This window comes from Synechococcus sp. EJ6-Ellesmere (assembly GCF_024345875.1).
Taxonomy (GTDB): domain Bacteria; phylum Cyanobacteriota; class Cyanobacteriia; order PCC-6307; family Cyanobiaceae; genus Regnicoccus_A; species Regnicoccus_A antarcticus.
Genome location: NZ_JAGQBY010000173.1, coordinates 1 through 6290, shown reverse-complemented (window position 1 = coordinate 6290; position 6290 = coordinate 1). Strand labels below are relative to the sequence as shown.

Here is a 6290-nt window from a genome sequence, read left to right as displayed (position 1 = left end):
TCGGCAGGAGCGTCAAGCTGGCCTGGATCGGAAGAGACGGGCATGGGAAAAGGACCATTCCCGTGGACCGAATCCCATGCTGACAGGATCAGCCAGGCCTACTGGGCCAGACTTTTAATAGGCCCTGGGGGGAAGTCAGATCGTGCTTCCTTGAGTAGTTCCCGTATCAGGGTCTTCTGCTGTGCCTTGGTGCCTCCCATATCGTTCGTGGCGGTTCTGCGGACATCCAGCACTGCCCAGTAGTCCGCAAAGTCAGCAGCGGTGATCTTCTCCACGGACTTCTGTGCCCAGGGTTGGTGCTTGACGCCGTAGGACTGCCCATCCCACTTCAGGCGGGTGTCCCTGCTCCAACGGGCAAAGTTGCGTTGGGTCTTGCGCTTGCTGCTCTCACGGGCATACCACCGTTCCCAGTAGATCTCCAGAGCGTGTTGGTGCTCCGCCTCCTGCTGTTCCTTGAAGACCCGTGCTGAGCGTTGGAGTTCCTGAACCCATTCCACCGCCCTCTTCGCCGCCTCATAGGGGTCAGGAGTGCCCATAGACCCACGCAACGGGTCGCGTTTGCCCGTCTTCCCTACACGCCCCTTGCCAGGGCGATGGTCTTCCTCCAGCGACGGCAACCAGGACGCTGAGAGATTTTGCGTTCGGGCGACTTTACGAATCTTGAGGTTGTTGGGGTAAGACCCTTTGATGCCCAGATCTGAAACGCTGATCACCGACCAGTTCTCTGGGGGCGATGGAGACCCTGATTTCACCTTCCTTTTGCCCCAGTCTTGGGAGGCGTTCAGAACGCTGATTTTACCTCCAGTGGAAGGTGAGCGGAAGGTGAGTTGAGATAATTACCCCTTTATTTGGTGTCACTTGGCATTGGCGACCCCATATATGGTGCCTAATGGTGAAGATATTGTATTTCTTTCCAGTTCGAATCTGGGTGCCGCCTCTGATCTCCTTCCTGCCGGCGAGCCGCCGGATGGTTCGCTCACAGTTCGGCGGTGGCTGACCAGCGCTCGCCGGACAGGGCCTTGGCTTCGCAGCGCACGTCGTGCTTCTCCACCGTGCAGGTGCCATCGGCGGGCCAGGCGCTGGGCAGGCTGGTGGGCAGTCCCCGCTGATCGAAGCCCAGTTCACTCACGCTGGTGACCTCGGTGCTGAGGGGACCCTCCAGGCGGCAGTGTCCCTCGCGGCAGCGCAGCCCCGCGGCGCCGTCCTTGACCACCCCCACGAAGGTGACGAGGTTGGTGGTGATCTCGCCGCTGCCGGGGCCGACAAAGCGGATGTTCAGCAGTCCCTGCTGGTTCTGCTCGAAGCGCAACTCCGAGCAGGGGCCAGGGCTGGCCGCAGCGAGATTGCGTTCGCAGCTGCGGGTGGCGCGTTGCACCCGCCCGAAGTCGGTGGGCTGTTTCTCATCCGCCCGCAGGCCTGGCCCAGGGATCAGCAGGCTGAGCAGGGCCCCGGCCAGCAGCAGGCCCGCGTGGCGAGTGCCTGGCCCTACGCAGCAGTGGCTCTGGAATGGGTCGGGAATGGTGCTGACGGCCAAGGGGAACCCACGCGCAGGGCCTCCATTGTGGAACCGCCTGGCCCTTGGAGTGCACGGACCAGTGAAGCGGGCCTCAGTAGTCCGAATCGGCCACGCAGTAGCCCTGACAGCTGATGCCGTTGCTGGCGGTGCGACCGCAGTGGTTGCACAGCACCGGTTCATTGGGCTGCTGCTGGGGGGCCTTCTGCACCAGTGGTGCCGGCCGTGGCACAGGCGCTGGCGACTGGGTCTGGGGCGGCGGTGACGTCATGCTCCGATCATGGCGAGGTCGCTCGCAGCCCGGAGACCCCATGGCGCAGTCCGTCTCGATCGGCGTGGGCACCTGGGCCTGGGGCAACCAGTTCCTCTGGGGCTACCGGCCCGAGCTCCATGACGCAGCCCTGGAGGCCACGTTCAACAGGGCGGTGGCCCTGGGGCTTCGTTTCTTCGACACGGCCGACTCCTATGGCACCGGCCGTTTCACCGGCCGCAGCGAACAGTTGCTCGGTGGTTTTCTCCAGGCTCTGCCCCCTCAGCAACGCGATCAGCTGTGCGTGGCCACCAAACTGGCCCCTTTCCCCTGGCGCCTGGGCCGCCGGGGCTATGACCGCGCCTTCCAGTCCTCCCGCCAGCGGCTGGGCGGCCGCGTCGATCGGGTGCAGCTGCACTGGAGCACTGCTCGTTATGCCCCGTGGCAGGAGTGGCCCCTGCTGGCGGGGCCGGCGGATGGCGTGGGGGCCGGTGAGGCGGAGAGTCTCGGGGTCTCGAACATGGGGCCCCTGCGCCTGAGGGAGGTGCAGCGGCGGCTGGCCGAGCGGGGGGTGCGCCTGGACAGCCTCCAGGTGCAGGTGTCGCTGCTGGCTCCTGAGGCGGTGACCGGCGGGGAACTGGGGGCCTGTTGCCAGGAGCTGGGGGTGGATCTGATCGCTTACAGCCCTCTGGCCCTGGGTCTGCTGTGTGACCGGGCCGGCGGCGGCGCGGGCTCGCCCAAGGGCCCCCGGGGGCTGCTGTTCCGGCGGCTGCGACCGAGGATCGAGCCGTTGCTGGCTCTGATGCGGAACATCGCAGCCGAGCACGGAGCCCAGGTGTCTGAGGTGGCCCTGAACTGGTGCAGGGCCCACGGGGCCATGCCGATCCCCGGACTGCGCACCCCCGAGCAGGCCGAAGCGGCGGTGGCGGCGCTGGCCTGGCAACTCGACGAGCAGGAGCGCCTCGCCCTCGACCGCCAGGCCCTGGCCCTACCGGTGAGGATGCCCGCCAACCCCTTTCTCAGTGATTGAGAAGGAGCTGAAGCCTGAGACGTGATCGAGGATCAGGCGGATTCCGCCGCTGCAGAAGTGCCCGTGGGGTCGGGGGAGAGCACCACAGGAAGGGCGGCTGGCCTGGGGGGGGTGTTCATCACCACCGCGGGGGCACCGCTCAGGGAGCCGCTGGGCCCGGTCCTGGCTCCGGAACCCTTGTCCTTGTCATCGTTGTCGGCGGCGGAGTTGTGCTCATCGCAGGCGCTGAGGGCCTCCTGCAGGAGGGAGTCGAACGTGGCTCCCGGCAGGCGGTGGCGGGAGATTTCCAGGAAAGCCCGGGCCAGCGACTCCCCTGCTGCGGCGAGCAGGGCCGGGTTGTTGCGCCGCTCGCTCTGCTCCTCCTCGATGGCCTGCAGGAAGCGTTCGGTGACGCCTCGCTTGGTGCTGGCCCTGATCTGGGTCTCCTGCTCAGCTGGCTGGAGAGTGGGGAGTTGGTCCAGCTCCTCCAGACGCCGGTTGAGGCTCTCCAGCACCTCCTGAGCTTCCGTGGCCACCCGTGAGAGCTGGCCTTCGGAAAGGCGGGGCAGGTCGGCCACGAACACCTTGCCGTGGTCGCGCAGGGTGAGATAGGTGGGCCGACTCACGTTTCGCCCCTGGGGAGGAACGCTCAGCCGCCGCGGTGGTGCCGCCGGCTGGGGACCCGCTGAGCTGCGCCGTCGGGTGATGCGGGAGCTGGAGGTGTGCATGGTTAAGGACGTATGAATTACCGGGTGTGCTGCCAGCGATCAAGGACAGCAAAGCCCTCTGCAATCTGCCAGGAGAGGGAATGGGGCGGTCAGTACGGCAAACCCGCCAGGGGCACCTCGCCGGGGACGCCGGCCTCCACCAGCCCAAGGATCCAGGCCTGGTGTCCCAGGAGCGCGCAAACCTCCAGGGCCAAGGACACGGCAGGCTCCGGCACCACCAGGCAGAAGCCGACCCCCAGGTTGAACGTGTTCCACAGATCGGCTTCCGGCACCTCGCCTGCGTCTTGCAGCCAGCGGAACAGCTCGGGCCGCTCCCAGCTGCTGGCCTCGATCCGGCCATGGGTTCCGGCCGGCAGGCAGCGGGGCAGGTTCTCTGGAAGGCCACCGCCGGTGATGTGGGCCATCGCATGAATGGGTACAGCCTGCTGGCGCAGGGCCTTCACCAGGGCGCCATAAAGGCGGGTGGGCTCCAGCAGCGCCTCGATCACCGGCCGGTCATCGCCCGCCAGGGGTGTTCTCTCGGTGGTGCCGCTGCTCTCAAGAATCCGCCTCACCAGGCTGAACCCATTGCTGTGAACACCACTGCTGGCCACCGCCAGGATCCGGTCGCCAGGCTGCACCTGCCGGCCATCGATCAGCTCGTCCTCCTCCACCACGGCTACGCAGAAGCCGGCCAGGTCGTAGCGGCCGGGCGGATAGAAGCCCGGCATTTCCGCCGTCTCGCCCCCCAGCAGGGCGCAGCCACTCTGGCGGCAGCCGTCGGCGATGCCTTCCACCACCAGGGCCATGGCCTCGGGCGCCAGCCTGCCGGTGGCGATGTAATCGAGGAAGAAAAGGGGTTCGGCTCCGCTGGTGATCACGTCGTTGACGCACATCGCCACCAGATCGATGCCGACAGCATGGTGACGCCCGTGGGCCTGGGCCAGCTCCAGCTTGGTCCCCACCCCGTCACTGCCGGCCACCAGTAATGGGCGCCGCAACCCCTCGGGCAGCCGGCACAGTCCGCCGAATCCCCCCAGGCCACCGAGCACCTCAGGCCGGCGGGTGCTCTCGACACTGGTGCGGATCCGCTCGACGAAGGCCCTGCCGGCGGCCACATCCACTCCGGCCGTTCGGTAATCCATGGCGTTGCTCCTGCTGGGCAGATCCTCATCGCCGCTGATCCTCCGATGCCAGCGGCGATCCAGGCCGATGGCAAACGGCCTGGATCGCCGTCCAGCTGGGCGAAAGCCTTTTGAGAAGGGGCCGCCCGCCAGATTGTCACAAGTTTTGATCAGCCCTGCTGATGGCACTGATTGGCGTCACTGATCGATGTCGGCGCTTCAGGCGGTTCTCTGCACTGTGGCTGACAGGGATTTCTTCGTCGATGACTATTCCTGATCAATTCTTCTGCCCAAGCTCTTAACAGGACTTCCTCGGACTTCCTGTAAGATTTCGGGGTCGTGATTTTTCATCAGGGACTCAACCACCGGTTTCGCGCTCTCAGCTCTTCCAATCGTTAGCGCGATCCATCAAGTAACGACCCTTCATTCCGAAGACCGTTGCCTACTCGTGGTGGGTTTCGACTGTTATGCGTCGCACTTTCCCCCTGGGGGCCCTTGCCCTCCTCCTTTCTGGCAGCGGCGTTGCCGTTCCTGTGCTCGCCAACTCGGCTCGCACCGAGTCCGAGTCCCGCATCGCCATGGCCCGTCCGGCCGTTCCGGCACCAGCTCTTGAGTCTCCTGAGCCGGTTCAGCCTTCCCAGTCCGTCGCCATTCGCCAGCAGGAAAGCGAGGCACCGGCACTCGAGGCTCCTACCGCTCCCACCGCACCCGCACCCACTCCACGCCGCTTCAAGCTGGCCGGCACCGGTGAAGCCAGCTGGTATGGCCCTGGTTTCTTTGGCAACCGCACCGCCAATGGCGAGGTCTTCCGCCCCGGCACCATGACCGCGGCTCACCGCACCCTGCCTTTCGGTACCAAGGTGAAGGTCACCAATCTCCGGAACGGGCGCAGCGCCATCGTGCGCATCAATGACCGCGGTCCGTTCCACGGCAACCGCATCATCGACCTGGCCCATGGTGCTGCCCAGAACCTGGGTCTGGTCGCCAGCGGCGTGGCTCAGGTGCGTCTTGAAGTGGTTCAGTAGGGCCTGAGGGCCTTTACCCGATCCACTTGAGTAGGCCCATCCGGCAATCTTCCGGGTGGGCTTTCGTTTGGCGACTCCATGCAGCTGCTGCATACCTGTGATGAGTTGCGGCGCTGGTGCAGGCCCGCCGCTGGGCTTCCGGCCACGGACCTTCACTTCGTGCCCACCATGGGCGCTCTGCATCAGGGCCACCGCCGTCTGATCGAGCGGGCGTCCGCCCCCCTCGTCCCGTCGGGGCCGCCGCCACGGGTGCTGGTGAGCGTGTTCGTCAATCCGCTTCAGTTCGGCCCCGGGGAAGACTTCGAGCGCTACCCGCGCGATCCCCTTGCTGATGGCGTTCTCGCCTCCGCGGCAGGGGCCACTGCCCTGTTCGCCCCAACCGTTGAGGAGCTGTTCCCCGGCGGTGAGTCTGAGCTGACCAGGATCCTGCCTCCGCCCGCTCTGCTTCAGGGGCTCTGTGCCCGCACCCGAGCAGGCCATTTCGAAGGGGTGGCCACGGTGGTCGCCCGGCTCCTGGCCCTGGTGCGTCCTGATCGCTTGCTGCTTGGCGAGAAGGACTGGCAGCAACTGGTGATCATCAGGCGGATCGTGGCGGATCTGGCCCTGCCGCTGCGGGTCCAGGGATGCGCGACATGGCGGGGGGGCGGTGGTCTGGCAGGGAG

The 6290-nt window shown here is 66.2% G+C and carries 8 protein-coding genes; 3 read left to right on the top strand and 5 right to left on the bottom strand.

What is annotated here, in order from left to right; all coding sequences use genetic code 11:
- Nucleotides 1–98: 98 nt before the first annotated feature.
- The 3 genes from KBY78_RS15190 to KBY78_RS15180 form a co-directional block, all read right to left on the bottom strand.
- Nucleotides 99–536 carry a hypothetical protein gene (locus KBY78_RS15190; protein WP_255144343.1) on the bottom strand — a complete coding sequence of 146 codons (438 nt, stop codon included), beginning with the start codon at nt 534–536 and terminating at the stop codon, nt 99–101.
- Between the two features lie 440 nt (nt 537–976).
- Complete coding sequence (locus KBY78_RS15185) at nt 977–1534, bottom strand: hypothetical protein (protein ID WP_255144341.1); 558 nt, start codon at nt 1532–1534, stop codon at nt 977–979.
- 73 nt (nt 1535–1607) lie between these two features.
- Entirely contained in the window at nt 1608–1784 is a 177-nt protein-coding gene (locus KBY78_RS15180; RefSeq protein ID WP_255144340.1) for a hypothetical protein, read from the bottom strand.
- Nucleotides 1785–1824: 40 nt separating this feature from the next.
- Between KBY78_RS15180 and KBY78_RS15175 the strand changes: the two genes are divergently transcribed.
- Entirely contained in the window at nt 1825–2793 is a 969-nt protein-coding gene (locus tag KBY78_RS15175; RefSeq protein ID WP_255144339.1) for an aldo/keto reductase, read from the top strand.
- Between the two features lie 32 nt (nt 2794–2825).
- Here KBY78_RS15175 and KBY78_RS15170 read toward each other — a convergent pair whose 3' ends face one another.
- Complete coding sequence (locus tag KBY78_RS15170; protein WP_255144338.1) at nt 2826–3500, bottom strand: hypothetical protein; 675 nt, start codon at nt 3498–3500, stop codon at nt 2826–2828.
- 89 nt (nt 3501–3589) lie between these two features.
- Complete coding sequence (purM, locus tag KBY78_RS15165; RefSeq protein WP_255144337.1) at nt 3590–4624, bottom strand: phosphoribosylformylglycinamidine cyclo-ligase; 1035 nt, start codon at nt 4622–4624, stop codon at nt 3590–3592.
- Nucleotides 4625–5070: 446 nt separating this feature from the next.
- Here purM and KBY78_RS15160 point away from each other — a divergent pair, with 446 nt between their 5' ends.
- Nucleotides 5071–5628, top strand: a complete 558-nt coding sequence (locus KBY78_RS15160) for a septal ring lytic transglycosylase RlpA family protein (protein WP_255144336.1) — start codon at nt 5071–5073, stop codon at nt 5626–5628.
- Nucleotides 5629–5706: 78 nt separating this feature from the next.
- A partial coding sequence (locus tag KBY78_RS15155) for a pantoate--beta-alanine ligase (protein ID WP_255144335.1) occupies nt 5707–6290 on the top strand: 584 nt, incomplete at its 3' end.

Bases quoted from the DNA above. Each gene is read 5' to 3' on its own strand.
- KBY78_RS15190 (WP_255144343.1), bottom strand. From the start codon at position 536: ATGGGCACTCCTGACCCCTATGAGGCGGCGAAGAGGGCGGTGGAATGG.
- KBY78_RS15180 (WP_255144340.1), bottom strand. From the start codon at position 1,784: ATGACGTCACCGCCGCCCCAGACCCAGTCGCCAGCGCCTGTGCCACGG.
- KBY78_RS15175 (WP_255144339.1), top strand. From the start codon at position 1,825: ATGGCGCAGTCCGTCTCGATCGGCGTGGGCACCTGGGCCTGGGGCAAC.
- KBY78_RS15170 (WP_255144338.1), bottom strand. From the start codon at position 3,500: ATGCACACCTCCAGCTCCCGCATCACCCGACGGCGCAGCTCAGCGGGT.
- purM (WP_255144337.1), bottom strand. From the start codon at position 4,624: ATGGATTACCGAACGGCCGGAGTGGATGTGGCCGCCGGCAGGGCCTTC.
- KBY78_RS15160 (WP_255144336.1), top strand. From the start codon at position 5,071: ATGCGTCGCACTTTCCCCCTGGGGGCCCTTGCCCTCCTCCTTTCTGGC.